Annotated in this window: 26 protein-coding genes; 24 read left to right on the top strand and 2 right to left on the bottom strand. The window is 55.6% G+C overall.

The genetic code is table 11. From position 1 onward, the window contains the following. Positions 1 to 43 precede the first annotated feature (43 nt). From BJP05_RS04635 to nusB, 13 genes are all read left to right on the top strand, one after another. On the top strand, positions 44 to 1,414 hold the full coding sequence (locus tag BJP05_RS04635) for a replication-associated recombination protein A (protein ID WP_070362386.1): 1,371 nt from the start codon (positions 44 to 46) through the stop codon (positions 1,412 to 1,414). Between the two features lie 48 nt (positions 1,415 to 1,462). Further along, entirely contained in the window at positions 1,463 to 4,129 is a 2,667-nt protein-coding gene (gene alaS, locus BJP05_RS04640) for an alanine--tRNA ligase (protein ID WP_070362387.1), read from the top strand. 110 nt (positions 4,130 to 4,239) lie between these two features. Further along, complete coding sequence (gene ruvX, locus BJP05_RS04645; protein ID WP_070362388.1) at positions 4,240 to 4,734, top strand: Holliday junction resolvase RuvX; 495 nt, start codon at positions 4,240 to 4,242, stop codon at positions 4,732 to 4,734. Continuing rightward, the gene (gene mltG / locus BJP05_RS04650) at positions 4,731 to 5,897 is read left to right on the top strand and encodes an endolytic transglycosylase MltG (RefSeq protein ID WP_070362389.1); all 1,167 of its coding nucleotides are present in this window, start codon (positions 4,731 to 4,733) and stop codon (positions 5,895 to 5,897) included. The genes ruvX and mltG overlap by 4 nt, the downstream gene beginning before the upstream one ends. Then, positions 5,897 to 6,718, top strand: coding sequence for a shikimate dehydrogenase (locus BJP05_RS04655; protein WP_070362390.1), 822 nt, complete (start codon positions 5,897 to 5,899; stop codon positions 6,716 to 6,718). Before mltG ends, BJP05_RS04655 begins: the two co-directional genes overlap by 1 nt. 3 nt (positions 6,719 to 6,721) lie before the next feature. Further along, the gene (locus BJP05_RS04660; RefSeq protein WP_084028576.1) at positions 6,722 to 7,144 is read left to right on the top strand and encodes an A24 family peptidase; all 423 of its coding nucleotides are present in this window, start codon (positions 6,722 to 6,724) and stop codon (positions 7,142 to 7,144) included. A gap of 22 nt (positions 7,145 to 7,166) precedes the next feature. After that, positions 7,167 to 8,378, top strand: coding sequence for a chorismate synthase (gene aroC, locus BJP05_RS04665; protein ID WP_070362391.1), 1,212 nt, complete (start codon positions 7,167 to 7,169; stop codon positions 8,376 to 8,378). A gap of 83 nt (positions 8,379 to 8,461) precedes the next feature. After that, a complete protein-coding gene (locus tag BJP05_RS04670) occupies positions 8,462 to 8,965 on the top strand; it encodes a shikimate kinase (protein ID WP_070363510.1) in 504 nt (167 codons plus the stop codon). Between the two features lie 30 nt (positions 8,966 to 8,995). After that, positions 8,996 to 10,051, top strand: coding sequence for a 3-dehydroquinate synthase (aroB, locus tag BJP05_RS04675; RefSeq protein ID WP_070362392.1), 1,056 nt, complete (start codon positions 8,996 to 8,998; stop codon positions 10,049 to 10,051). 4 nt (positions 10,052 to 10,055) lie between these two features. Further along, positions 10,056 to 10,508, top strand: a complete 453-nt coding sequence (gene aroQ, locus BJP05_RS04680) for a type II 3-dehydroquinate dehydratase (RefSeq protein ID WP_070362393.1) — start codon at positions 10,056 to 10,058, stop codon at positions 10,506 to 10,508. Further along, positions 10,499 to 11,590, top strand: a complete 1,092-nt coding sequence (locus tag BJP05_RS04685) for an aminopeptidase P family protein (protein ID WP_070362394.1) — start codon at positions 10,499 to 10,501, stop codon at positions 11,588 to 11,590. The genes aroQ and BJP05_RS04685 overlap by 10 nt, the downstream gene beginning before the upstream one ends. Before the next feature lie 53 nt (positions 11,591 to 11,643). Next, positions 11,644 to 12,207: an elongation factor P gene (gene efp / locus BJP05_RS04690; protein WP_070362395.1), complete on the top strand. Its 564-nt coding sequence runs from the start codon at positions 11,644 to 11,646 to the stop codon at positions 12,205 to 12,207. After that, positions 12,207 to 12,710 carry a transcription antitermination factor NusB gene (gene nusB / locus BJP05_RS04695; protein WP_070362396.1) on the top strand — a complete coding sequence of 168 codons (504 nt, stop codon included), beginning with the start codon at positions 12,207 to 12,209 and terminating at the stop codon, positions 12,708 to 12,710. Before efp ends, nusB begins: the two co-directional genes overlap by 1 nt. A 57-nt stretch (positions 12,711 to 12,767) precedes the next feature. Here nusB and BJP05_RS04700 read toward each other — a convergent pair whose 3' ends face one another. Together BJP05_RS04700 and BJP05_RS04705 are read right to left on the bottom strand one after the other, a co-directional pair. Next, complete coding sequence (locus BJP05_RS04700; protein ID WP_070362397.1) at positions 12,768 to 13,217, bottom strand: YbjN domain-containing protein; 450 nt, start codon at positions 13,215 to 13,217, stop codon at positions 12,768 to 12,770. After that, on the bottom strand, positions 13,207 to 13,677 hold the full coding sequence (locus BJP05_RS04705; protein WP_070362398.1) for a hypothetical protein: 471 nt from the start codon (positions 13,675 to 13,677) through the stop codon (positions 13,207 to 13,209). Before BJP05_RS04705 ends, BJP05_RS04700 begins: the two co-directional genes overlap by 11 nt. Positions 13,678 to 13,906: 229 nt before the next feature. Between BJP05_RS04705 and pyrR the strand changes: the two genes are divergently transcribed. The 11 genes from pyrR (at position 13,907) to metK (ending at position 26,144) form a co-directional block, all read left to right on the top strand. Further along, positions 13,907 to 14,476, top strand: coding sequence for a bifunctional pyr operon transcriptional regulator/uracil phosphoribosyltransferase PyrR (gene pyrR, locus BJP05_RS04710; protein WP_070362399.1), 570 nt, complete (start codon positions 13,907 to 13,909; stop codon positions 14,474 to 14,476). Next, positions 14,473 to 15,393, top strand: coding sequence for an aspartate carbamoyltransferase catalytic subunit (locus BJP05_RS04715; RefSeq protein ID WP_070362400.1), 921 nt, complete (start codon positions 14,473 to 14,475; stop codon positions 15,391 to 15,393). Before pyrR ends, BJP05_RS04715 begins: the two co-directional genes overlap by 4 nt. 2 nt (positions 15,394 to 15,395) lie before the next feature. After that, positions 15,396 to 16,676 (top strand): dihydroorotase, encoded by a 1,281-nt coding sequence (locus BJP05_RS04720; protein WP_070362401.1) that lies wholly within the window; start codon positions 15,396 to 15,398, stop codon positions 16,674 to 16,676. A 14-nt stretch (positions 16,677 to 16,690) separates the two neighbouring features. Further along, the gene (gene carA, locus BJP05_RS04725) at positions 16,691 to 17,836 is read left to right on the top strand and encodes a glutamine-hydrolyzing carbamoyl-phosphate synthase small subunit (RefSeq protein ID WP_070362402.1); all 1,146 of its coding nucleotides are present in this window, start codon (positions 16,691 to 16,693) and stop codon (positions 17,834 to 17,836) included. Positions 17,837 to 17,860: 24 nt separating this feature from the next. Continuing rightward, positions 17,861 to 21,211, top strand: coding sequence for a carbamoyl-phosphate synthase large subunit (gene carB / locus BJP05_RS04730; RefSeq protein WP_070362403.1), 3,351 nt, complete (start codon positions 17,861 to 17,863; stop codon positions 21,209 to 21,211). Between the two features lie 2 nt (positions 21,212 to 21,213). Further along, positions 21,214 to 22,014: an orotidine-5'-phosphate decarboxylase gene (gene pyrF / locus BJP05_RS04735; RefSeq protein WP_070362404.1), complete on the top strand. Its 801-nt coding sequence runs from the start codon at positions 21,214 to 21,216 to the stop codon at positions 22,012 to 22,014. Positions 22,015 to 22,231: 217 nt separating this feature from the next. Then, on the top strand, positions 22,232 to 22,555 hold the full coding sequence (gene mihF, locus BJP05_RS04740) for an integration host factor, actinobacterial type (RefSeq protein WP_070363511.1): 324 nt from the start codon (positions 22,232 to 22,234) through the stop codon (positions 22,553 to 22,555). A 4-nt stretch (positions 22,556 to 22,559) separates the two neighbouring features. Next, positions 22,560 to 23,153 (top strand): guanylate kinase, encoded by a 594-nt coding sequence (gmk, locus tag BJP05_RS04745; RefSeq protein ID WP_070362405.1) that lies wholly within the window; start codon positions 22,560 to 22,562, stop codon positions 23,151 to 23,153. Between the two features lie 36 nt (positions 23,154 to 23,189). After that, a complete protein-coding gene (rpoZ, locus tag BJP05_RS04750; RefSeq protein WP_240492815.1) occupies positions 23,190 to 23,492 on the top strand; it encodes a DNA-directed RNA polymerase subunit omega in 303 nt (100 codons plus the stop codon). 85 nt (positions 23,493 to 23,577) lie between these two features. Then, positions 23,578 to 24,795: a bifunctional phosphopantothenoylcysteine decarboxylase/phosphopantothenate--cysteine ligase CoaBC gene (gene coaBC / locus BJP05_RS04755; RefSeq protein WP_084028577.1), complete on the top strand. Its 1,218-nt coding sequence runs from the start codon at positions 23,578 to 23,580 to the stop codon at positions 24,793 to 24,795. A 122-nt stretch (positions 24,796 to 24,917) separates the two neighbouring features. Further along, entirely contained in the window at positions 24,918 to 26,144 is a 1,227-nt protein-coding gene (metK, locus tag BJP05_RS04760; RefSeq protein WP_070362408.1) for a methionine adenosyltransferase, read from the top strand. Positions 26,145 to 26,149: the final 5 nt, after the last annotated feature.

The raw sequence follows: 26,149 nt of genomic DNA on the forward strand, positions 1-26,149 counted from the left end.
TCGGCCTGCCGGGACTGAGCGGTAGTTTTTGAGGAGAGTAAACATGTCGCAGGGTGATCTATTCGGTAGCTCCTTACCGACTAGTGGCCAGCAGACTGCCATTGATGGTGGCGCACAACGTGGCTCAGACTTTTTTGCAGCAGGTCACGGTGCGCCCCTCGCTGCCCGAATGCGCCCTCAGAGTTTGGATGAAGTTGCTGGGCAGCAACACCTTCTTTCCGAGGGCAAACCTCTACGCCGACTTGTAGAGGGATCGGGTGCAGCCTCAGTGATTCTTTACGGTCCACCCGGTACTGGTAAAACAACCATCGCTTCGTTGATCGCTAAAACAATGGGGCAAAACTTCGTTGGTCTTTCTGCACTGTCTTCAGGGGTGAAGGAGATCCGCGCGGTCATCGATGCAGCGCGTAGAGATTTGATCTCGGGTGAGAGCACGGTCCTGTTTATTGACGAGGTTCATCGGTTTTCTAAGACTCAACAGGATGCGCTGTTAGCTGCCGTCGAGAATCGCACGGTGTTGCTTGTAGCGGCTACGACGGAGAATCCCTCATTTAGCGTGGTAGCCCCGCTGCTTTCACGCTCGTTGCTTCTGAAACTTGAATCCTTATCGGCTGAAGACCTCGGCGTGGTGATTGATCGAGCGATACAAGACGAACGTGGGCTCGCGGGTTCCGTGAAGCTTGCCGACGACGCGCGAGCGCAACTCATAGCCTTGGCGGGTGGAGATGCACGCCGCAGTTTGACGTACTTGGAGGCAGCTGCAGCATCAGTCGAACCGGGGGAGACAATCACTCTTGATGTCGTGAGGGAAAGCGTGAACCGTGCGGTGGTGCGTTACGACCGGGACGGCGACCAGCACTACGACGTAGTTTCCGCATTCATCAAGTCGATTCGAGGCTCAGATGTCGACGCAGCGTTGCACTATTTGGCACGGATGATTGAAGCTGGTGAGGATCCTCGCTTTATAGCCCGCAGGCTGGTCATTCATGCTTCGGAGGACATTGGTATGGCCGATCCATCAGCGTTGCAAACTGCAGTTGCCGCAGCGCAGGCGGTACAGCTGATCGGGATGCCTGAGGGTCGACTGACACTTGCACAAGCGACGATTCATTTGGCTACCGCGCCAAAATCGCCAGCAGTGATTCAGGCGATTACCCGCGCCCAGGAGGACGTGCGCGCGGGAAAGATTGGCCCGGTTCCAGCGCATTTACGGGACGGGCATTATGAGGGCGCGAAAGCGATGGGCAATGCAGTCGGTTATGTCTACCCGCATGATGACCCGAAGGGGGTAGTACAACAACAGTACATTCCCGACGGCTTAGAGGATGCGGTCTACTACACACCAACGGACCACGGTGACGAGCGAAGAATTTCCGGGTTCTTGGGTAGGCTGCGTAGGTTAGTACGTGGTTGAGGGGTAGAGTAGTTCGAGATTGATTCGAACTTGAAAGGAAACTACTCCGTGCAAACCCATGAGATTCGTGAGCGCTTTACGCAGCACTTCGTTCGTGCAGGACATACACCAGTTCCGAGCGCATCGCTTATCTTGGACGATCCGACACTGCTGTTCGTGAATGCGGGCATGGTTCCGTTCAAGCCGTATTTTCTTGGCCAACAGAACCCTCCCTTTGAACATGGGAAAGCGACTTCGATTCAAAAGTGCGTGAGAACGCTTGATATTGAAGAAGTAGGTATCACGACTCGCCACAATACGTTTTTCCAGATGGCCGGCAACTTCTCCTTCGGCCAGTATTTCAAGGAAGGCGCGATTACTCACGCATGGGAGCTGCTGACGGGCAGCGTAGAGGATGGCGGTTACGGCCTCGACCCAGAGCGGCTGTGGGTGACGGTGTATCTGGATGACGACGAGGCTGCTTCGATTTGGGAAAACAAGATCGGGGTAGATCCGTCGCATATCCAGCGAATGGGCATGGAGGACAACTTCTGGTCCATGGGTATTCCTGGGCCATGTGGTCCGTGCTCGGAGATCTACTATGACCGTGGCCCTGAATACGGTAAAGAGGGCGGGCCAATCGCTGACGATAACCGCTACATGGAGATCTGGAACTTGGTCTTCATGGAGTCGATTCGCGGTGAGGGCGACAAGAAGGGCAACTTTGAGCTCGTCGGAGAGTTGCCAAAGAAGAACATCGATACCGGGCTAGGCATCGAACGCGTTGCCTGCCTGCTGCAGGGCGTCGACAATGTGTATGAAACAGATCTGCTCCGCCCGGTTATTGACGCGGCAGTTGAGCTTACCGGCACTAAGTACGACGCAGGAGTGCACGAAGATGATGTAAGGTTCCGCGTGATTGCGGACCACTCGCGTACAGGCATGATGATCATTCTCGATGGTGTTACGCCGTCGAACGAGGGGCGCGGTTACATTCTGCGCCGCTTGCTGCGCCGAATTGTTCGCTCTGCACGTCTCCTAGGCGCAACTGGGAACGTGCTTGAGGTCTTTATGAACACCATTATGGATACAATGACGCCGTCGTTCCCGGAGATCGCGAAGAACCGGGAACGTATCCTGCGGGTTGCTTTGGCTGAAGAGCGTGCCTTCTTGAAGACCCTCGAATCCGGTACACACCGATTCGACGAAACAGTCGAGCAACTGCGTGCATCCGGAGCGAAGACTCTGCCTGGCCAGCAGGCATTCGAACTCCACGACACGTACGGTTTCCCAATTGACTTGACGTTGGAGATGGCGCATGAGGCCGGACTTGACGTCGATATGGACGCATTTAACTCCGCCATGCAGGAGCAGCGAGCTCGGGCGAAGGCTGACAATAAAGCGAAGAAGCACCGTAACGTTGATGAATCGCTCTATCGGGAGTGGGTGGACAATCACCCGACCGAGTTTGTGGGGTATTCAGAACTTGAGCATGATGCCCGAGTTCTCGGACTCGTCCGCGACGGTGACAAGGTGAACGAGGCTGCGGAAGGCGATGAGGTCGAGGTTATTCTCGACGTCACTCCGATGTACGCCGAAGCCGGCGGCCAGATGGCCGACCGCGGTCTGATTCGCGTCGGCGATACGATGTTGCAAGTTCATGACGTGCAGAAGATCGGCAAGAAACTGTGGGTGCACAAGGCAACCGTGGAACATGGCGGCATTGGCCTCGGCGATCAGGTACAAGCTGAAGTTGATGAGAAGTGGCGTCATGGGGCGCGACAGGCGCATACCGCTACCCACCTCATTCACGCTGCGCTACGTCAGGTGCTCGGCCCAACCGCTGTCCAGGCTGGTTCGATGAACAAGCCTGGCTACCTGCGTTTCGACTTCAACTACACCGAACAGCTGACGGATGCTCAGCTCCAGGAGATTGCAACCATTACGAACCAGGCGGTGGACGCAGACTTCGCGGTTAACACCATCGAAACGTCGCTATCAAAGGCGAAGGAAATGGGCGCGATGGCGCTATTCGGCGAGAACTACGGTGACCAGGTGCGGGTGGTAGAGATCGGCGGGCCGTTCTCTATTGAGCTGTGCGGTGGTACACACGTTGAGCACTCGTCACAGATTGGACCTGTTGCTGTGCTCGGCGAGTCTTCTGTTGGCTCTGGCGCACGCCGTATCGAGGCGTACTCCGGCATGGACTCCTTCCAGTACTTTTCGAAAGAAGCTGCACTGGCCTCGGGGCTCGCTGCTGAGCTCAAGACTCCAACAGGCCAGCTGCCGGAGCGCATTGCGCAGCTCACAGAGCGGCTCCGAGCTGCTGAAAAAGAGATTGAGAATTTGCACCGTCAGCAGTTGCTGTCGAAGACTGGCGAGTTCTTGGACCGCGCAGAGACCATTGGTGCGTACACGGTGATTGCTGCGAAGCTGCCCGACGGTATCGAAGCTGGCGATGTTCGCACCTTGGCGAACGACCTTCGCGGAAAGCTGGAAGGTGAGGCCGCGGTCATTGCGCTGGCCTCTGATAACGGCGGCAAGGTGCCGTTCGTGTTTGCGGCTACCAGTGCGGCGGTAGAGAGCGGGATCAAGGCTGGCGAACTTGTGAAGTCCTTCGGTGAATACGTCAACGGGCGCGGTGGCGGCAAGCCGAACCTTGCTCAGGGCTCCGGCTCTTCCGCTGATGGTATCGATGCCGGCTTCAAGGCAATCCGCGACGTACTTGGTGCCTAAGCCCCGTAAGCACGGATCAATAGTGCGACACGCCGCATTTGGATATCCGTTGTCCCAAAAAACCAGTAGGTTTTAAGGGAAGGCACAGAGTAAACGGTTGGAGTGATGGTATGACGGTGCAGCCCGATCGCCCCGGGGTTCAAGATCCCGGGCCGGGACGTCGCCTCGGAATTGACGTCGGTACAGTTCGTATCGGTGTCGCATCGTCAGACCGTGATGCAAAGCTAGCGACTCCACTTGAGACTGTTGCCCGTGTTACAGGATTTAAAGATCGCGACGGAGCAGATATCGATAGAATCATCGACATCATCGACGAGTACAAGATCGTTGAAGTTGTTGTTGGTCTGCCACGCGATTTAAAAGGTCACGGCTCACGTAGCGTCAAACACGCGAAAGAGATCGCGTTCCGGATTAGGCGACGATCTGGGCTTCCCGTAAGAATGGCTGATGAACGTCTAACAACTGTTGCTGCAGCTCACGCCTTGCGTGCGAGCGGCGTGAACGAGCGCGCTGGTCGTAGTGTGATTGATCAAGCTGCGGCGGTTGAGATTTTGCAATCCTGGCTGGACGGCCGAACGAATTACTTCAAGGAGAATCAATCGTGACGACCCCAACAACCTCGAAACGACGTACACGGGGCACGGCGGTGCTCGTAACGTCGATCTTGCTGATCATTGGATTGATTGCCTGGATCGCGGTGATGCGTAACGGCACAAACGCCGATTTTAACGGTACGGGCAATGGTGAGGAACAAGTCGTCGAGATCCCCGAGGGCTCGAACATTTCGTCGCTGGGTCCTGAGCTTGAAGAACGTGGCATTGTTGCTTCGAACGGAGCGTTCCAGACTGCAGCTGCGAATAATGCGGACTCGGACAACATTCAGCCTGGATTTTACCGCTTGGAAGGTGAGATGAGTGCGGACAGTGCCGTGGCTGCGCTGCTCGACCCATCCAAGCGCGTGACGCCACTACAGGTTTATGGGGGTGCAACGCTCATGGATGTCAACGTCGTTGGTGGGCAACGGCGTCTTGGTATCTTGTCCATGATTCAGCAAGTTTCTTGTGGTGAGGAAGTTAAACCTGGTTGCGTTACTGTTGAAGAGCTGCACCACGTTGCGGCCGATGCGGATCCGGCGAGCCTCGGCGTTCCAGAGTGGGCACTCGAGGTAGTGAACGCTCGAGCGGGAGACGCGAAACGTCTTGAAGGACTTATTGCTCCGGGTGAGTACATCGTGGATCCAGGGGCGTCTGCCGAGGCCGTGCTCACTGATTTGATTACGCGATCTGCAAAGCAGTATGAAGCGACAGACATAGTCACGAGGGCAAAGTCAGTTGGATTGACTCCGTACGAACTCGTCGTAGCTGCATCTCTGGTTGAGCGTGAGGCTCCTGCCGGAGAGTTCGATAAGGTGGCTCGAGTTATCCTGAACCGTCTCAAAGAGCCTATGCGTCTCGAGTTTGACTCGACCGTCAACTATGGGTTGCCCTCTGTTGAGGTTGCGACGTCACGTGAGGACCGTGAGCGGGTCACTCCTTGGAACACGTACGCGATGGATGGACTACCGCAAACGCCGATTGCATCACCATCGATGGAAGCAATTGAGGCGATGGAGCGGCCTGCAGAAGGTGATTGGCTGTTCTTTGTGACCATCGATAAGGATGGCACGACAGTCTTTAACCGCACTTTTGATAAGCATTTGGAGGATACGCAGCGCGCGTATGACTCTGGCATTCTCGATTCTCAGCGCGAAGGAAGCCGGGAGCAGTAATGTACCAAGCAGCCGTCCTCGGTTCCCCGATTAAGCATTCACTCTCACCGGTCTTGCACCACGCTGGGTATAAGGCTCTGGGGCTCGATGATTGGCGTTACACAAGGATTGAGTGCGTCGAAGCAGACCTTCCCAGGGTCGTGCTTGAGGCGGACGAGAGTTTCCAAGGGTTTTCAGTTACGATGCCCGGCAAGTTTGCTGCGTTAAAGGTCGCGGATCGGGCAACCGATCGGGCAATTGCGATCGGGTCCGCGAACACCCTGGTCCGCACACACCAGGGGTGGCGGGCGGATAACACTGACTGCGAAGGAGTGCTGTACGCGCTTCGCCGTTTGCTTGGCGGAGCAGATATCCAACGAGCGGTCGTGATCGGCGCCGGCGGTACTTCTCGGGCTGTGATTTGGGCCCTTCGGGAACGAGGGGTTGAGGAAATTACTGTTATCAATCGTTCAGATAGGAGCGGCGAGCTTCGAGGATTGACGGAAGGCATTAGGTGCAACTTCGTATCTTTTGACAGTGATCTTTTCAAAGTTACGGCTGCTGCTGACGTGGTTGTTTCGACTGTCCCCGCAGATACGCTGCGGCCCTATGTTCAGCAGCTGGCTCACGCCCCGTTGCTCGACGTCATATATGATCCGTGGCCGACTCCGCTGGTATCCCAATCTGCCGCGAACGGTTACAAAGCAGTCGGGGGGCTGACGATGCTAGCGGGGCAGGCGTTCTCACAGTTCGAACAGTTCACGGGACGCAATGCGCCGCGTGAAGAAATGGAGACGGCGCTCGTGGAGCATTGGACCGCGTTAGAGCAGCAAAGTCACTAGAAGATGGCGGGGGGAGCTGTTTGGGGCGCGGTCGCTCTGGGGTTGGCCTGGTCGATACTGACATGCTGGTACGACCTGAAATACACGCGGTTGCCTAATTGGCTCACGTTGCCACTGTGCGTTGTAGCTGTCATTGCCGTCGCGTTCGAGCCCTTCTTATCTGTGGGTATGCTTTGGCCTGCTACCTATTTGCTGTTTGGACAGGGCATTGGTGGCGGTGACATCAAACTCGCGCTTCCACTGGGCGTTGCTTCAGCAGCGGCTGGGGGATTCATCGGTGTTATTGCGGCGTTGTTTATAAGCAGCTTCTGCACGGTATGTTTCGCGTTACTCGTGAGGTCTCGCCGTGTTCCACATGGCCCGTCGATGGTGTTGGCGAGTTGGGCAGTAATTGGAATCTATGCCGGAAACTGCATCTTCTCATGAGAAGTGTGACAGAATAGCCATCATGTTTCGCTGGACCACTGCCGGAGAATCCCACGGCCAAGCCCTGATAGCACTTGTTGAGGATATGCCTGCTGGCGTGCCAATTACTGAGCAGGAGATCGCACATCAGCTCGCTCGTCGCCGTCTCGGGTATGGACGCGGCGCGCGGATGAAGTTTGAGCAAGACAAGCTGGAGCTGCTCGCTGGAGTTGTGCACGGCACCACGATTGGTAGTCCGATCGCGATTCAGATCGGCAATACCGAGTGGCCAAAGTGGACGACGATTATGTCTCCGCATCCGTTGGATACTTCGAATGAAGATGTGCAGAAGGCCATGTCGTCTGGGCGTGGTGCAAAGTTGACTCGTCCGCGACCAGGGCATGCGGATCTTCCAGGCATGATCAAATACGGATTCGATTCGGCACGACCTGTGCTTGAGCGTTCGTCAGCACGTGAAACGGCTGCGCGAGTCGCCGCAGGAGCGGTTGCACGTGCACTTTTGCGTGAGGCCCTGGGCGTTGAGGTGTTTTCGCACGTGGTTTCAATTGGGGACTCAGTGCCTGATCGTGACGTGTTGCCTTCGTTTGCTGACATTGATGCTATCGACGCCTCTCCGGTACGTGCCGCGAGCAAGGAAGCAGAAGCCTCGATGGTTGCGTGTATCGAATCCGCAAAGAAAGCAGGGGACACCTTGGGTGGAGTCGTCGAGGTAATTGTCGACGGCCTCCCTATCGGCCTGGGCTCCCACATCTCTGGGGAAGCACGCCTCGACGCTCAGCTTGCGGGCGCCTTGATGAGCATTCAATCCGTGAAGGGCGTCGAAATCGGAGATGGTTTTGAGACTGCTACGCGCAGAGGGTCGCAAGCGCACGACGAGATTACGTTGAAACATGGCCGGGTTCAGCGGCTGTCTAACCGAGCCGGTGGCCTTGAGGGTGGTATGACCAACGGTGAGCAGCTTCGTGTGCGAGCTGCCTTCAAGCCGATTTCTACGGTGCCTCGCGCGCTGCAATCTATCGATATGGCTACCGGCGCGGAGGCCACGGGTATTCATCAGCGATCCGATATCTGTGCTGTCCCAGCGGGAGGCGTGGTCGCAGAGGCGATGGTGGCACTTGTGCTTGCGGAAGCGACATTGAAAAAGTTCGGTGGGGACAGTCTCGACGAGTTGAGGCGTAACATTGCGTCGTATCAGCAATACGTTGCGCAGCGCTTCCGTTTTGATGGGGAGTAGTCCGCAAAGAAAGGATGACTGTGAACGCAGATACAGGTTCCCGACCAGCCGTAGATGAGGTTCTAGGGTCGTGCGAGTCCGGTATTCCAAAAGTCGTGCTTGTTGGCCCTCCAGGCGCTGGGAAGACGACGATTGGGCGTCGATTAGGGAGGGCATTGAACCTTCAGTTCGTGGATTCTGATTCGATAATCGAACAAGCTGAGTGTAAACCGTGCGGTGAAGTCTATGCATCGTTGGGGGAGGATGCGTTTCGTGATCTTGAGCATGAGGTTGTGAAGCAGGTATTAGGGTGCAAGGGCGTTGTGAGCCTAGGCGGTGGCGCTGTGGTTCGGCCTGAGACGAGAGCCCTGTTAGAAAACCACCTTGTCGTGTGGGTTGACGTCGGGGTGAAAGAGGGCACTCGACGGACTGCAGGAGACGGGACTCGTCCAGTGCTGGCAGCAGAAGACCCTGAAGCGCGTTACCAGGCGTTGCTTACTGAACGTGAGCCTTTCTACCGCGAGGTTGCTGACTACCGCGTCCGCACTGACGATCGTCCGCCACAGCGCATCGTTGCTGAAGTGTTAGGCGTCATCGATAGCGAATAGAACGATTCCTAGAGACAAGAGAGGCAAGTCATGGCAGTAGTGGATGTTTGTGGGCCCCAGCCGTATCAGGTCTTCATCGACCACGACACAACTATGATGGTCGGTAATCACGTGCAGGCGCTCGGGGCGAGAAAGGCTCTGATCGTGCATCAGCCTCCGCTAGCTGCCGTTGCACGAAGTATCGCGCAAGACTTAGAAAACAATAACATTGACCCCCACCTGGCGGCCGTCCCTGATGCGGAGGACGGCAAGAGCATTGCGGTTGCAAGTGAACTTTGGGATGTTCTTGGGCGTGCCGGTTTCTCGAGGCAGGACGCCGTGGTCACTGTGGGCGGCGGTGCAGCAACTGATATGGGTGGATTTATCGCTGCTACTTGGATGCGTGGCATTGACGTCGTGCATGTCCCAACTACATTGCTAGCAATGGTGGACGCCGCAGTAGGCGGGAAGACTGGGATGAACACAGCGGAAGGTAAGAACCTGGTCGGTGCATTTCATGAGCCGAAGGGCGTCTTCATCGACTTGGAACGCGTGTACACCCTTCCAGAAGAAGAGATCGTGTCTGGCTCCGCGGAGTTGATCAAGACGGGTTTTATCGCTGACCCAAAGATTTTGGATCTATTTCAGGAGGGTGCCTCTCGTCACTGGCCTGAGCTCATCGAGCGCTCTGTCGCTGTCAAAGCAGGCGTTGTCTCCAAGGACCTCAAAGAGTCGGGGCTCCGTGAAATCTTGAACTATGGGCACACGCTTGGTCATGCAATCGAGCGACGCGAGCAGTATCGTTGGCGGCACGGAAATGCTGTTGCTGTGGGAATGATGTTCGTTGCGTACCTTGCGCTGCAGCGAGGACTTATCGACGAATCGGTTGTTTCGCTACACCGTACGATCCTTGAAGCGGCTGGGTTGCCAACGCGCTACGAACATGGCGTGTTCGATGAGCTCTATGAGGGAATGACCCGCGATAAGAAGAATAAGAACGGGCACATTCGGTTCGTGGTACTCGATGGTATCGGTTCTTGTACACGAATCGAAGATGCCACCAAAGAAGAGATGCGTGCTGCTTACGAAGCCATGATGGGGGACTAGCGCGATGATGATCCTTGTTCTCAACGGACCAAACTTGGATAGACTCGGCAAGCGGCAGCCCGAAATCTATGGCGCCGAAACCTTGGAGACACTCACACAGCGGCTGCAGAGCAAGGCTACAGCGGCAGGCGTGGATGTTGAGGTTCGTCAGTCCAACCACGAGGGCGACTTGATCGATTGGGTGCACGAGGCGGCTGACAATAAATGGCCTGTCATCATTAATCCGGGCGGTTTTACGCATACATCAGTGGCGCTGCGCGATGCTGTTGTTGAGTTGGGAGACGGTCCGGGGTTTGTGGAGGTGCACATTTCGAATATTTTCTCGCGTGAGGCCTTCCGACATCATTCGTATTTGTCGCCGTTAGCGCGTGGCGTAATTGCCGGTCTTGGTCTGGAAGGTTACGAGCTTGCAATGCAAGTATTTATCAACGACTTGAAGGAGTCCCAATGGGTTTAGCAGATACTCGATTTGAAAACCGGCGCCGTAAGCTGGCGTCTCTTTTAGCTGGTCACCGGATCGACGACATGTTAGTAACCCATTTGACGCATGTCCGTTACTTGTCTGGGTTCTCTGGTTCCAATGGTGCGCTATTGATCTCCAAAGACTGCTCAGCTCGTATCACAACAGACGGGCGATACGCGACGCAGGTCGCAGAAGAAGTTCCTGATATCGAGGCAACTATCACTCGAAAAGTCGCCACCGAACTGCTGAGCGTAGTTGTGGAGGGCCACCGCGTTGGGTACGAAGCAGACTATGTCAGTGCATCGCAGCTTGAGGCTCTGAAGCAGGCTTGTCCTGAAGGAGTGACGTTGGTGCCTGTCGCGCAACAAATCGAGGGAATTCGGTTAGTGAAAGATGAACTGGAGCTTCAACGCTTGGCTGAGGCCGCGGAGCTGGCATCGACAGCGCTTCGCGAACTAGTTGACGCCGGTGAGCTCGCAGCAGGACAGTCAGAGCGCCAAGTCGCTGCCAACTTGGAATACCGGATGCGATTGCTTGGCGCTGATCGCCCGAGCTTTGACACGATTGTCGCGTCGGGTTTGAATTCGGCTAAGCCGCACCATGGTGCCTCTGACCGCGTGATCGAAGACGGTGACTTTGTCACGATTGATTTCGGAATGTACCGTGCAGGGTTCAACTCCGACATGACAAGAACATTTGCGGTGGGGGAACCTTCTGCGTTTCTCCGCGAAATCTACGAGGTTACTCGTGAATCCCAGCAAGCAGGTGTCGAGGCGGCTGTTGCAGGTGCGAAGTTAGTCGACGTAGACAAAGCATGTAGAAGCATCATTGAAGACGCGGGCTACGGCGAATACTTCGTGCACTCGACGGGTCACGGTATCGGGTTGGATGTGCACGAGGGACCATACGCGGCGCTGACTGGCACTGGAGAGCTAGAACCATCGATGACCTTGACCATCGAACCGGGTATTTACGTTCCTGGGAAGGGAGGTGTCCGAATTGAGGACACCCTGATTATCACCAGCGGTGCACCACGTATTATCACCCAGTTCCCCAAGGAACTCATCGTGCTGTAGCATAATTGTGATTGCGAGAGCACATCTATTGTTAGAAAGAAGGAAGGCTTCAAGTGGCAACTACTGCTGATTTTAAAAACGGTTTGGTTCTGTTGGTAGATGGGAAACTCCAGCAGATTGTTGAGTTCCAGCATGTGAAGCCCGGTAAAGGCCCAGCTTTCGTTCGTACTAAGTTGAAGGATGTTGTCTCCGGCAAAACCGTGGACAAGACCTGGAACGCTGGCGTTAAGGTTGACACGGCAACGGTTGACCGCCGTGACATGACCTACCTGTACAACGACGGAACCAACTACGTGGTCATGGACGACAAGACCTTTGAGCAGTTCGAGCTTCCAGAAGAGAAGTTCGGTGATGCCGCAAAGTTCCTGCTGGAAAACATGCATGTCCAGGTCTCGTTCTACGAGGGCGACGCACTGTTTGCAGAACTACCGATCTCGGTCGATCTCAAGGTCGAGCACACCGAGCCGGGTCTGCAGGGCGATCGCTCCACCGGTGGCACCAAGCCTGCAACCCTGGAGACCGGCGCCGAAATTCAGGTCCCACTGTTTCTTGAGACCGGTAATGTAGTGAAGGTTGATACGCGTACTGGTGAATACCTTTCGCGTGTGAACAACTAATGGAGAATTTCAAACGCCATGGCGCACGATACCGTGCGCGTCGTAGAGCCGTCGATATCCTCTTTGAAGCCGAAGCTAGAGACATCGACCCGGTTGCTATTGTCGAAGACCGAGAGACGCTGTCTCAGAACCCGCTGAATCAAATTGCCCCGGTGGCTCCGTATACCCGGACCATCGTGGAGGGCGTGGCCCTTCAGCTCGATGATATTGACGACGCAATCGAGAAGTTTCTCAGCAGCGATTGGGAGTTGGATCGAATCCCCGCAGTGGATCGGCAGATCTTGCGCGTAGGTATCTGGGAGATCCTGTTCAACGCAGAGGTTGATGCCCCAATCACGATCTCGAATGCGGCTGAATTAGCTACGCAGTACTCAGGCGCGAAAGCGGCGCCGTATATCCACGCGGTGCTCGACGGAGTAATTCAATCGCAATCTGAAAATGCTCCAATGTCTCAGACTCACGCAGAAGAACCTGCTGACGGTCAGGAGGGCGAGGAAGCTTAACGAGTTTTCCGTTGTAAAAAGTGGGAGGCAACGAATCAACGCGTTGCCTCCCACTTTTTAGTTTCCGCGTTGAGCGGCTTCAGCGATCGTTTCTGATAGCACTTTCATCATATTTTGTGCATAGAGCACCTGGTCGACACTACGGCGGAGAGCACTCGAAAGTTGTTCATCGGTCATGCCCGCGGCAACGTGTATCTCGCTTTCAGAACGGACAACTAGTGTCTCCCCTCTGTTTGCCACAACCGCGCGGCAACCGAGCAGCGAAGAGTTCGTCTGGTTCGCGGCGAGATAGAGTGAGGGATCTGTGGAGTCGGAAGGAACGTCTGTTTCGGCATCGGCGCGGACGATCAACACGGTGTCCAGGAGTACAAACAAGACATGGAAATCATTCAGGTTTGCATGCGCGACGCGCCCTGTCGGATCATCGGACAGTTCGATGCCGTGACCCCGCATTTGTTCAATGATGCGTTCGATCGTTACCTGGGGTGTAGAAGTACTAGTGCTCAACGTGGGGGTCCTTCCAGTTCACTAACGTGGGAAATGACGTTTCCAGAAAATCAAAAGCCTGCAGTGTTGATTCGATCGATGTGACGATAAATGCGCCCAATTGATCTGGTGTTAACCCGTTTGTGACGTCTGTCGTACGGATTGCGCTCACCGCCAGCGATGGTGCATCGCTTCCTGTTTCGTTTTCGAAGAAACGCAAGGTTGGCGCAAAATGGGTTTGGTTATGTTCGTTCATTGCCAAGAGCAAGTGTGAAGCCATTTCTTGTGGCACAGCACCGCGCCAAATGGATTCGAAAATCAGATAACTATCATCCAAAGCGCACACAGTCGCGCAGTTGACGAATCCGCTTCGCAAAATATTTTCTTCAATGCGGTACTCAAGGTCCTCATTTTCAAAAATGGCTGCAACATCTGCAAGCGAAACCGGACTGGGCTGGTCAGGGATTTGTTGCGTCGTCATTGTTCCAACCCTACCAATCATTCGTCGGCCAACTACCTATGCGGAATCCTCAGAAAACTTGGCGGGTACACCTGTATAGGGGAAGCGAGCAATCTAGTGAAGAGAATTATTGACTGATATAGCGAGACGCCTTTGTGAAGGTGCTAAAATTCTGACCAGTCTCAGCATAGACAAATACCAATTTCGACATCCTTTAAATTCCGCACAGCGAGGCGGGGAAGGAGGTTCGATGAGTGACAAGCAACGCGTGACGTCTGCGCTATTAAATGAGCGTGACGTTGAGCGAACAATTGCACGCATCGCGCACCAGATCATTGAAAAGAATGCGCTTGATTCGGAGTCTTCAGACACTCCAGTCCTATTGGGTATTCCTTCGGGGGGAGTGCCACTAGCAGAGCGGATCGCGGATGCGATTCAGTCTTTTACCGGGATCACCGTCCCCGTAGGCAGCCTGGATATTACGCTGTACCGAGACGATCTCCGAGACAAGCCTCATAGGGCGCTAATGCCGACGAACATTCCGGTTGAGATCAATAACGCAACGATAATCCTCGTAGATGATGTTTTGTTTTCCGGTCGGACCATCCGCGCGGCACTCGATTCGTTGCGAGATCTTGGTCGACCACGCACTATTCAGCTTGCAGTCCTAGTTGATCGTGGACACCGCCAACTACCAATTCGCGCCGACTACGTTGGCAAGAACATTCCAACCGCCATTGCTGAAGATGTCACGGTGTCTCTGACCCCAATTGATGACATCGATGCGGTGACGCTGACCAAGGAGGTCACCACCGAATGAAGCACCTGATTTCGATCGACGATCTCAGCGTTAACGACATTCACCTCATCATGGATGAGGCAGATCGGTTCCGAGAAACCCTCGAGGGTCGCGAGATTAAAAAGCTACCAACGCTGCGTGGACGTACGATCTTCACGCTGTTTTACGAGAATTCAACGCGCACGCGCTCCTCATTCGAGACTGCAGGTAAGTGGATGAGCGCTGACGTCATCAATATTTCTGCGTCCTCTTCTTCCGTGAAGAAGGGCGAGTCGCTGAAGGATACGGCCTCGACGATCGCTGCAGTCGGCGCTGACGCCATTGTCGTTCGCCACCCATCGTCTGGAGCAGCGAAACTCATTGCTGACTGGGTTCCTAATGTATCTGTCGTCAATGCGGGCGATGGCCAGAACCAGCACCCGACGCAGGCGCTCCTTGATGCGGTAACGATGCGTCAGAAGATTGGTGAAATCGCCGGCAAGAAAATCATCATTGTCGGCGATATTTTGCATTCAAGGGTCGCACGCTCCAACGTGCAACTGCTGTCGAAGCTTGGCGCGGATGTCGTACTCGTTGCACCACCAACCCTGTTGCCAGTTGGGGCGGAGTACTGGCCATGCCGTATCAGCTACGACTTTGATGCCGAGATTCCAGACGCGGACGTTGTAATGATGCTGCGCGTTCAGGCAGAGCGTATGCATGGCGGGTTTTTCCCATCGCACCGCGAGTACGCCACGCTGTTCGGACTCAGCAAACAGCGAGCACAGCAAATGAAACCTGGCGCCATCATCATGCACCCGGGCCCAATGCTGCGCGGTATGGAAATCAACTTTGATGTTGCAGACCGCGAAAATACTGCTGTACTGCAGCAGGTCTCAAATGGTGTTTATACGCGAATGGCTGTGCTGTTCGCTTTGTTGGCTGGAGAGGATAGCTAGAAATGTCAGTAATTGCATTGACAAACGTTCGGCCATACGGCGAATCCACCGTAAACGTCCTGATCAAAGATGGGCAGATTGCTTCGGTAGGGGAAGACGTCGATACCTCGAAGGCTGACGAAGTACTAGATGGTCAGGGTTGGGTGCTGCTGCCTGGCCTGGTGGACATGCACGTCCACCTCCGTGAGCCGGGCAGGGAAGATACGGAAACCATCGCCACAGGTTCCGACGCAGCTGCGAAGGGCGGTTTTACAGCCGTGTTTACGATGGCTAATACGCGGCCGGTGATTGACCAACCATTCCTTGCTGAAGCGGTGTGGAACAAGGGGCAAAGCTACGGTAAGTGTGACGTGTACCCGGTTGGATCTATCACGCAAGGGCTTGAGGGCAAGCAGCTCACCGAGATGGGATTGATGTCGAAGTCCCATGTTCGTATGTTCTCGGACGACGGAAAATGCGTGAACGATCCACAAATCATGCGGCGCGCAATTGAATATGCGAAAGCATATGATGTGCTGCTCGCACAACACGCCGAGGATCACCGTCTGACTGAAGACGCCAGCGCTCACGAAGGGCCAATGGCTGCGAAGCTGGGCCTTCGTGGATGGCCGCGCGTAGCTGAAGAATCGATTGTCGCCAGGGATATGATCATGTCGCGCGATTACGGCGGACGTCTCCACGTCTGCCACGCTTCGACGGAAGGAACTGTTCAGCTCTTGCGCCTGGCGAAGCAGCATTCCTCAAAGATTACGGCGGAGGTTACACCGCACCATCTGCTGTTGACAGATGAGAAGCTGGAAACGTTTAACGGAAACTTCCGGGTAAACCCGCCGCTGCGTGAGCACAGAGACACAATTGCGCTTCGTGACGCTTTGCTGAACGGGATTATTGACGTAGTTGCGACGGACCATGCCCCGCACGGTTCGGAAGAAAAGTGTGTGGAGTTTGAACACGCGAAGCCAGGCATGCTGGGGCTCGAGACATCGCTGGCAATCATCGCGCGTGTCTTCGTTGAAGCGGGGTTGGCGGACTGGCGGTTCGTCGCAAAGGTAATGAGTGAGAGACCAGCTGAGATTTTGAGGCTGGAGGACCAGGGGAGACCGATTACTGCTGGCGAACCAGCAAACCTCACCTTGGTCGACCCTAATTCGCCGTGGACGGTAGAGCCGGAAGAGTTGGCGTCGAAAGCCTCGAACACACCATACGAGGGAATGCAGTTCAATGCGCAGGTCAAAATGACGATGCTGCGTGGAGCTATTACGTACCAAGCTGATAACGAGTAAAGGACCTAAACAATATGGTTAATGAACGTATCCCAGCGCTTCTCGTGCTTGGCGACGGAAAGGTTTTTCGAGGCTTCTCATTTGGGGCGAAGAAGCAGGTCTTCGGAGAGGCAGTGTTTAGCACCGCGATGACGGGGTACCAGGAAACGATGACTGACCCGTCCTACCACAAGCAGATCGTGACCCTTACAGCCCCACAGATCGGCAACACCGGTTGGAACGACGAAGACAATGAGTCCCACGACAACAAGATCTGGGCTGCTGGCCTTGTGATCCGCGATCTTTCCACCGTGCACTCGAGCTGGCGCGCAAAGCGCAGCCTTGCAGAACAGATGGAAAACGAAGGTATCCCGGGCATCTACGGGGTGGACACCCGTACTCTGGTGCGTCATCTCCGCAATCACGGCTCTATTGCGGCAGGAGTTTTCGTCAGTGAAGACACCGAGCGTCCAGTCGATGAGCTAGTGAAGCTGGTGAACGAGCAGCCTGCGATGGCTGGGGCAGACCTCAGCGAAGAGGTCTCGACGAAGCAGCCGTACACTATCCCCGCTGAAGGCGAGAAGCGTTACACCGTCGTCGCCTACGATATGGGTATTAAGACTGCTACGCCTATGCAGTTTGCACAACGGGGCATTGAGACCGTCGTGGTGCCGGCAAATACTCAGCTAAAGGATATTGAACAGTACCGACCGGATGGTGTGTTCGTCTCGAACGGTCCAGGAGACCCATCCACCGCAGACGAAATGGTGGCGATTGTTCGCGATATTATCGCTGCTGAGATTCCGTTCTTCGGGATCTGCTTCGGTAACCAAATCTTAGGTCGTGCGCTTGGCCTCGAGACATACAAGCTGCGCTATGGCCACCGGGGAGTCAACGTTCCGGTGAAGAACCTGCGCACGGGAAAGATTGATATCACGAGCCAAAATCACGGTTTTGCCCTCCGCGGCAAGGAAGGCGACACATTCGAGACAGATTTCGGCCCGGCGTCCATCACACATGTCTGCCTGAACGATGGCACCGTCGAAGGCGTGGCATTGGACAACAACATGGCGTACTCCGTGCAGTATCACCCCGAATCAGCCGCCGGACCGCACGATGCGAACCCGCTGTTTGACCAGTTCATCTCGTTGATGGACTCGAAGAGCCCGAACAACCAGTAACCAGCATTAGAGGAGATTCACACAATGAAGCGCGAAGATATCAACCATGTGATGGTTATTGGCTCCGGGCCAATCGTTATTGGCCAGGCGTGCGAGTTTGATTACTCGGGGACGCAGGCGTGCCGCGTCCTGAAGGAAGAAGGTCTACGAGTCACACTCATTAACTCGAACCCGGCAACGATCATGACGGACCCGGAGTTTGCGGATCACACCTATGTTGAGCCGATTGACCCAAGCTACATCGACATGATCTTGGCCCGTGAAGCAGAGCAGGGGCATCCAGTCGATGCGATTCTGCCAACGCTCGGCGGTCAAACTGCCTTGAACGCAGCGATCCAACTTGAGCGCCAGGGTATCCTGGCAAAGCATAACGTGGAGCTTATTGGCGCAAACATCGATGCAATTGAGCGCGGTGAGGATCGGCAGAAGTTCAAGGACATCGTCGAGAAGATCGGCGGTGAATCTGCCCGCTCACGCGTGTGCTACTCGATGGGTGAAGTCCACGAGACTGTCCAGGAGCTTGGGCTTCCGGTCGTTGTCCGTCCTTCCTTCACCATGGGCGGTCTTGGCTCTGGTCTCGCGTTCACCATGGAGGACCTTGACCGCATCGCAGGTGGAGGACTTGACGCCTCCCCGGAGGCAAATGTGCTGATCGAGGAGTCTATTCTCGGCTGGAAAGAGTTCGAGCTTGAGCTTGTCCGCGACCGCAATGACAACGTCATAGTGGTCGCCTCAATCGAGAACGTTGATGCGCTTGGTGTCCACACAGGTGACTCTGTCACCGTCGCGCCGGCTATGACGCTGACGGATAGGGAGTTTCAGACCATGCGTGATCAGGGTATCGCCATTATCCGCGAAGTGGGCGTCGATACGGGTGGCTGCAATATTCAGTTCGCGGTGAACCCAACTGACGGGCGCATCATCACAATTGAGATGAACCCACGTGTCTCTCGCTCTTCGGCTCTTGCGTCGAAGGCGACGGGCTTCCCGATTGCAAAGATCGCCTCCAAGCTGGCTATTGGCTACACGCTGGATGAGATTCAAAACGACATCACCGGGGTGACCCCAGCCGCGTTTGAGCCGACGCTCGACTACGTCATCGTCAAGATGCCTCGCTTTACGTTCGAGAAGTTCCCTGGATCAGACGAGACGTTGGGCACCTCGATGAAGGCTGTTGGCGAAGCAATGGGCATTGGGCGCAACTACATCCAAGGCTTGAATAAGGTCATGCGGTCAATGGAAGAGAAGCCGAACGGTTTCTGGACGAAGCCGGATAGCTACTTTGCTGAAGGCCGTGAGAATGATGTGGATGCTGTCCTCCAGGATCTGCGCGTCCCGACCGATAAGCGCATGTACGATGTTGAACTCGCGCTGCGCTTGGGCGCGAGCATCGAGCAGGTCTACGAAGCCAGTGGGATTGACCCGTGGTTCCTCGCTGAGTTGGCAGCGCTCGTTGAGTTCCGCCAGGCGCTTATCGACGCCCCCGTTCTCGACGCTGAGCTGCTCCGCGAAGCGAAAGTTTTCGGGCTCTCTGATGCACAGATTGCCGCGCTTCGCCCTGAGCTAGCCGGCGAAGATGGCGTACGATCACTCCGGTGGTCTCTTGGTGTCCACCCTGTATACAAGACCGTTGATACTTGCGCGGGTGAGTTCGAAGCGCAGACGCCGTATCATTACTCCGCGTACGAATGGGATCCGGAGGCAGAGTCTGAGGTCGCCTCCTCCGATAAGGAGAAGGTGCTGATCCTGGGCTCAGGCCCGAATCGCATCGGTCAAGGCATCGAGTTTGACTACTCGTGCGTCCACGCCGCGCTGGAGCTCTCGCGGGTTGGCTACGAGACAGTGATGATCAACTGCAACCCGGAGACCGTTTCCACTGACTACGACACGGCTGACAGGCTCTACTTCGAGCCTCTGACCTTCGAAGATGTCATGGAGATCTATCGCGCTGAGTCTCTGTCTGGCACGGTTGCAGGGGTTATCGTGCAGTTGGGTGGTCAGACGCCACTCGGGCTCGCGCAGCGACTCGCTGACGCCGGGGTACCGGTAGTCGGAACTACCCCCGAGGCCATCGATTCCGCGGAAGACCGCGGCGAGTTTGGCAAGGTGCTCGACGCTGCCAAACTGCCTGCGCCAGCGTACGGTACCGCCGTTTCTTTCGAAGAGGCACGTCGAGTAGCAAATGAGATTGGATACCCCGTCCTTGTTCGTCCTTCCTACGTGCTGGGCGGCCGAGGCATGGAGATTGTCTACGACGAGCAAAGCCTTGAAGACTACATCAATCGCGCAACCGAACTCTCGCCGGATCACCCTGTGCTTGTTGACCGCTTCCTGGATTCCGCAATTGAGATCGACGTCGACGTGCTGTCGGATGGTAAGGACGTCTACCTCGGTGGCGTCATGGAACACATCGAGGAAGCCGGCATCCACTCCGGCGATTCGGCTTGTGCACTGCCTCCGATGACCATTGGGCCAGAGGACATTGAAAAGGTGCGTCGTTCTGCAGAGGCGTTGGCGCACGGTATCGGTGTTACTGGTCTGATGAACGTACAGTTCGCGTTGAAAGACGACATCCTCTACGTCATTGAAGCCAACCCGCGTGCGTCGCGAACCGTTCCTTTCGTGTCGAAGGCGACCGGCGTACACCTAGCCAAGGCGGCTGCTCGTGTGATGATGGGTGCGACCATCGCAGAGCTGAAGGCCGAAGAGATGATCCCGAGTGACTACGACGGTGGCTCGCTGCCACTTGATCACCCAATCGCAGTGAAAGAGGCCGTGTTGCCGTTCAACCGCTTCCGTCGGCCGGACGGAGCGATGCTCGACACCATCCTTGGTCCAGAGATGAAGTCGACTGGCGAAGTGATGGGCTTAGCGCCGTCGTTCGGAGTTGCCTACGCGAAGGCTGAGGCAGCAGCCTTTGGCGCACTTCCGACGGAAGGCACAGTATTCGTTTCTGTCGCTAACCGTGACAAGAGAACCCTGATTTTCCCAATTCAGCGCCTTTCCACAATGGGATTCAAGATTCTGGCTACAGGCGGCACAGCCCAAATGCTGCGAAGGAATGGGATCCCTTGCGAGATCGTATTGAAGGCCTCAGACGTCCGAAACGGGGCGGAAGGCAAATCGATCGTCGACTGCATTAACGATGGTGAGATTGACCTGATTCTGAACACGCCCGCAGGATCTTCAGGTGCACGCCACGACGGATACGATATCCGCGCCGCAGCCGTTGCACACGGCGTACCACTCATGACGACAGTTCAGGGCGTTACCGCCGCGGTCCAAGGTATCGAAGCGCTTCGTGACAATGAAATCGCTGTCATGAGCCTTCAGGAACTTGAGTCCGAAACTCGGACTGAGAACGGAGATAAGTAGCCGTGTCCTTTGCGCTCGACTTGCACAGTGCTGCCCGTGAACACGGGCAGCTGTGTGTGGGCATCGACCCGCATGCACAGATCCTTGAGCAGTGGGGTCTCCCAGATACCGTAGATGGCCTTGCCGCGTTTTCCGATGCCTGCGTTGAGGCGTTTGCTGGCCATGCAGCTGTGGTCAAGCCACAGGTCGCGTTTTATGAACGATTTGGATCCGCAGGCTTCGGCGTCCTAGAGCGACTCATTCAACGCTTCCGGGAGTCACGAACGCTTGTGATAGCAGATGCGAAGCGAGGGGATATCGGTTCGACAATGCAAGGGTATGCCGACGCTTGGCTTCGACCGGGATCGCCCCTAGAAGTGGATGCCCTCACGCTGACTCCGTTTCTTGGCGTTGGTTCCCTTGCCCCTGCAATCAACACTGCCTTCGAGTATGGGAAAGGAGTATTTGTTATGGCTGCTAACTCGAACCCGGAGGCGCAGGAGTTCCAATCTCAACAGATAGACGGTGTAACAATTGCGCAGCAGATGGTTGATGCCTGTGAGGCGCTGAATAGCACGCACCGTTCAGATGTGGGGATTGTGGTGGGGGCGACGCTCTCATACGCGCTTGATCTTTCGAGGTTTACTGGGCCAGTCCTTATGCCAGGCGTTGGCGCACAAGGGGCTAGCTTTAACGACGTTCGTGAGATCGCGGGGAAGAGAGTTGGGCAGTTTTATCCCAATATGTCACGTGGGATTCTTACTGCTGGTCCGGACCCAGATGAACTGCGAAAACGTGCTGTTGACCAGGCGAATTGGCAATAGGGACAGCTCGTATTTACCAGATTGCATAATTGCTGGTAGTTTAGTTGCGTCGATGCGTTGACGTGGCTAAACGCCATGCAATACATCATGAAGAAAACTTCCTAGTGCTACACTGGCTCGGAGCCGCTTGCTTAGTCCGGTACTATCGGGGCTGGTAAATCGCGGTCCGGTGCCAAAGCACTGGAGCAATAGAACTACTATCTACATGGAGGAAACCGTGGCACTTCCACAGTTGACCGATGAGCAGCGCAAGGCAGCACTTGAGAAGGCAGCAGAAGCGCGTAAGCAGCGTGCAGAGCTGAAGGCTTCGCTGAAGCGCGGCGACACGAACCTCGCTGAGGTTTTGGAGAAGGCAGCTACCGATGAAATCATCGGTAAGACCAAGGTCTCTGCGCTCCTGGAGGCTCTGCCAAAGGTTGGCAAGGTGAAGGCTCGCGAGATCATGGAAGAGCTTGAGATTGCACAGACGCGTCGTCTGCGCGGTCTGGGTGACCGTCAGCGCCGTGCCCTGCTTGAGCGCTTTGGTTTCTCCGAGGACTAATCCAGTGTCGACTCCCACTTCACGCGGTAATCTCGTAGTTCTGGCCGGCCCGTCAGCGGTAGGGAAGTCAACCGTTGTGCAGCGCTTGCGCACAGAAGTTCCTGAACTGTACTTCTCTGTCTCAATGACAACGCGCGCACCTCGGCCGGGCGAACAGGACGGCAAGGATTACTTCTTTGTTACGCCCGATGAGTTCCAACAGAAGATTGATTCGGGCGAGATGCTTGAGTGGGCAGATATCCATGGAGGGCTCCAGCGCTCCGGTACTCCAGCTTCTCCAGTGCGCGAGGCGTTGGAGGCTGGTCGGCCAGTCCTCGTCGAAGTCGACTTGGTTGGAGCTCGAAACATCAAAGGCTTGATGCCAGAGGCGGCCACCGTGTTCTTGGCCCCGCCGTCGTGGGAGATTCTTGTAGAGCGACTCACTGGCAGGGGCACGGAGACGCAAGAGGTGATCGAGCGTCGTCTGGAAACTGCCCGCAACGAGATTGCGGCACAGGACGAATTCGACAACGTCGTGGTCAATGACAACATCGATGACGCTGTCGCTGCTATAGTGGACCTTCTTGTGGGGTCTGACGGCCGAGACACTGACAATTAATTGAAGTACAACGAGAAGTAGGTTGAATTGAGCACGATCAACAGCGATCTGTTGCAAGATGGCTCTGCGGGCGACGCGGAAGAAAAAGCATACGACACCCCTGATGGTATTACCGCACCCCCGATTGATGAGCTACTGACGAAGGTTTCGTCGAAGTACGCCTTGGTAATCTTTGCGGCCAAGCGCGCCCGCCAAATCAACAGCTACTACCAGAACTCAGACGAGGGCGTTTTTGAGTTCATCGGGCCATTGGTGACGCCAGAGCCGGGTGAGAAGCCGCTTTCGATCGCGCTTCGTGAGATCAACTCGAGTTTGCTCGAGCACGAAGAGGGCATGTAACTCCCCGCACCCTCATATCACACACTTGCCCCGCAGTGGCTCCCTAATGGAAGCGGCTGCGGGGTTTTGCGTACACTCTTTTGCTATGAACGAAGTGAGCAAGGTAGTCGTTGGCGTTTCGGGCGGTATCGCAGCGTACAAAGCCTGTCAGATTGTTCGCGGATTTCGCGAGCAAGGGGTTGACGTACGGGTTATTCCGACAGAAAACGCCTTGAAGTTTGTAGGTGCGGCCACTTTTGAGGCGCTGTCTGGCGCTCCGGTAGACACTGATGTTTTTTCGCGCGTTGATGAGGTGCAGCACGTACGAATCGGGCAGGATGCGGACGTCATTGTGGTGGCTCCAGCTACTGCAGACTTTCTGGCGCGCGTGGCTGGTGGGCGCGCTGATGATCTCTTAACTTCCACACTGCTCATGGCAACGTGTCCCGTCGTGCTTGCTCCGGCAATGCATACTGAGATGTGGAACAATCGCGCTACGCAACACAACGTGTCGGTCCTTCGCTCTCGGGGGTACACTGTACTGGAGCCAGCGCATGGGCGGCTGACGGGCAAGGACAGTGGGGCAGGTCGGCTTCTCGACCCCTCGCAGATTGTCAAGCTGACAGAGACCGTGGCTGCTACCGGGCCAATTGAGCAAACGCTCAAGGGCAAAAGAGTGTTGATCAGTGCCGGAGGCACTCGGGAGCCACTTGATCCTGTCCGATTCTTGGGGAATCATTCCTCCGGCAAGCAAGGTTTTGCTCTGGCAGAGATTGCAGCACAAAGAGGTGCCCATGTTGATATCGTCGCGGGTGCCATTGACCACTTGAGCATCCCCGCTGGTGCTGAGATACATCGTGTCACTACTGCTCTCCAGATGAATGAGGCGATGCGCAGCCTTGCTCCACAAGCCGACATCATCGTTATGGCTGCTGCTGTAGCTGATATGAGGCCACGGCATGCGGCGCAGAAGAAACTGAAGAAAGATGGCAACAGTCAAGAGCTTTCTCAGGTGGACCTGGTTGCAAACCCCGATATTTTGCAGGGACTTGGTGAGATGAGGAAAGAGGGGCTTACCTCTGCGACGATTGTTGGGTTCGCTGCGGAGACCGATAACGAACTTGAGAACGCCCGGCGCAAGCTGCAGCGCAAGGGAGTGGACGGTCTGATGGTGAATTCGGTGGCGCAAGGAGCTGTCTTCGGGCAGGCACACAATCAGGGGTGGTTCCTTGATAGTTCGGGTCGGGAACAGGCGATTCCGCATGGTACAAAGCTGGAAGTTGCAGTGCACCTGCTGGATAAGGTTGAGTCACTCCACATGTAGAAACGACGTTTGAGTTATTAGACCGAGTGGTCTACTCTAAAGTGCATTGCATCAACGGTTGGCGATGGTACGTCTTCGCTGGCCATTCTCTGTAGGAACGAAAGAGCAAAAGGAAGACCGCTTTGTCTACACGTGATACTGGTACGTACTACCGTTTATTCACCAGTGAATCGGTGACTGAAGGTCACCCCGACAAGATCTGCGACGCAATTTCGGACGCGATTTTGGACGACATGCTCAAGCAGGATCCGTCCTCGCGTGTCGCTGTAGAAACCTTAGTGACGACCGGTCAGGTGCACGTGGTGGGTGAGGTACAAACCGAGGCTTACTCAAACATCGCCAAGATTGTCCGCGACAAGTTGGTCGGAATCGGGTTTTCCTCGTCGGAGGTGGGCTTTGATGGCCGTACATGTGGAGTGAACATCGCCATCGGCGATCAGTCTGCTGAAATTTCGGACGGCGTTAGTTTTTCTCAGGAGTCGCGCGAGAACGACACCATCGAAGCGCTCAACCAGACAGGTGCTGGTGATCAGGGGCTGATGTTTGGTTACGCTACGAATGAAACCGAAGAGTACATGCCGCTACCAATTGCGCTTGCGCACCGACTTGCGCGACGCTTGACCGAGGTGAGAAAGATGGGCACCGTCGTGGGCTTGCGCCCGGACGGTAAGACTCAGGTGACGTTCGCTTACGACGGCGACACCCCAGTGGCACTGGATACCGTGGTTATTTCCACGCAACACGACCCGGACTTCGTCGGAGAGGAACTCGAGAACGCGCTCCGTACCCATGTGCTCGAGTGGGTAATCGCTGACGCTGGGTTAGAGGAGTTCTACACGGATGACACCAAGCTGCTGATTAATCCCTCGGGTTCGTTTGTGCTTGGGGGCCCGATGGGAGACGCCGGGTTGACTGGGCGAAAGATCATCGTAGACACATATGGTGGCATGGCACGGCACGGCGGTGGTGCGTTTTCCGGCAAGGATCCATCAAAGGTTGACCGCTCTGCTGCGTACGCAACTCGTTGGGTTGCCAAGAATATTTGTGCAGCTGGTTTAGCAGACCGCGTCGAGGTGCAGGTAGCGTACGCGATTGGGCGAGCAACCCCGGTTGGCCTCTACGTTGAGACGTTTGGTACCGCAGCTGAAGGACAGACGAACGAGTCAATTCAGCAGGCTGTGGAGAAGGTCTTTGACCTTCGTCCGGCCGCAATCATCAAAGAACTTGACTTGCTTCGCCCAATTTATGCCCAAACGGCTGCGTACGGTCACTTTGGACGCACGGATGTCGACTTGCCGTGGGAGCGTTTGGACAAGGTAGATGACCTGCGCGCTGCAGCAGGGGTATAAGGCAC

Origin of the sequence: Corynebacterium sp. NML98-0116 (assembly GCF_001767255.1) — a bacterium.
In the GTDB taxonomy this organism is placed as follows: Bacteria; Actinomycetota; Actinomycetes; order Mycobacteriales; family Mycobacteriaceae; genus Corynebacterium; species Corynebacterium pseudogenitalium.